Source organism: Candidatus Thiosymbion oneisti, from assembly GCF_900092655.1.
Lineage (GTDB): Bacteria > Pseudomonadota > Gammaproteobacteria > Chromatiales > Chromatiaceae > Thiosymbion > Thiosymbion oneisti.
This window is the reverse complement of record NZ_FLUY01000235.1, coordinates 1-772: the sequence shown is the minus strand read 5'-3', so window position 1 is coordinate 772 and position 772 is coordinate 1. Positions and strand designations below refer to the sequence as shown.

Genomic DNA, 772 nt, shown 5'->3' with positions numbered 1-772 from the left:
CGTGATATGGAATTCAGCGTGGAATATGGTAACTTCATCCCACCGCTTTCGGGAAAAGCGAATACTTTCACAGTCTCAGCGCGTGGGAACGAGAAAGAACACCCCCCTTTGGAGTGCGCCGGCTAAGCGGCGCGGCCGCATCGAATCTCAACGCTAGGGGATATCACCAGCCCTGGCCGGAAATCCGGGCGGTGGGTTCCACCGGCGCCGCGGCGACGGCGCTTTCCCTAGGCGTCACCAAATCCAAAGCGGCGGCGGGTAGATACCCCCCGGCCAACCCTGCGCTTACCTCCGACACCGCGAATTCCGGCAGGATCGGGGTAGGTTGCCGCCGCACTCCAAATCGAATCGATTTATCAGGGTTGCCCTGCCTGCCGGACGCATTGACCGCCTAATCGTCGTAAGTTACCTTAGAGACTGTCTAAAAAAAGTCATAGGCCATAGTCGAGAGTAGGCTGGGTCTCGTCCCTCGACCCAGCCTATCAGCTTAAAATCAATGGGTTAGTTTTTAGACAGCCTCTTAGCCCCGGATCTGGTTTCAAACGCGGTGGTGCCTAATATGTAGTGATAAATTTCCGGTTAAACGCTACCAGCAATGCTTCGAGCTTTGTGCTGTTATCCAATAGTACAGGATTCACAGGATTTCCAGGATTCACAGGATTTTTCTTCGTTTTAATTTCGTATCCTATTTCACCTGATTTTGCTATAGGGAATGCCCGACCTGGCATTCCGAACAGTTTATGGAACGGCGGGTCGGCCGTTCCCTACAAAA

General features: G+C 53.2%; 1 protein-coding gene. It reads right to left on the bottom strand.

The window, feature by feature from the left end; genetic code table 11:
- Nucleotides 1-163 precede the first annotated feature (163 nt).
- Entirely contained in the window at nt 164-298 is a 135-nt protein-coding gene (locus BQ17_RS23060; protein ID WP_256091443.1) for a hypothetical protein, read from the bottom strand.
- Nucleotides 299-772: the final 474 nt, after the last annotated feature.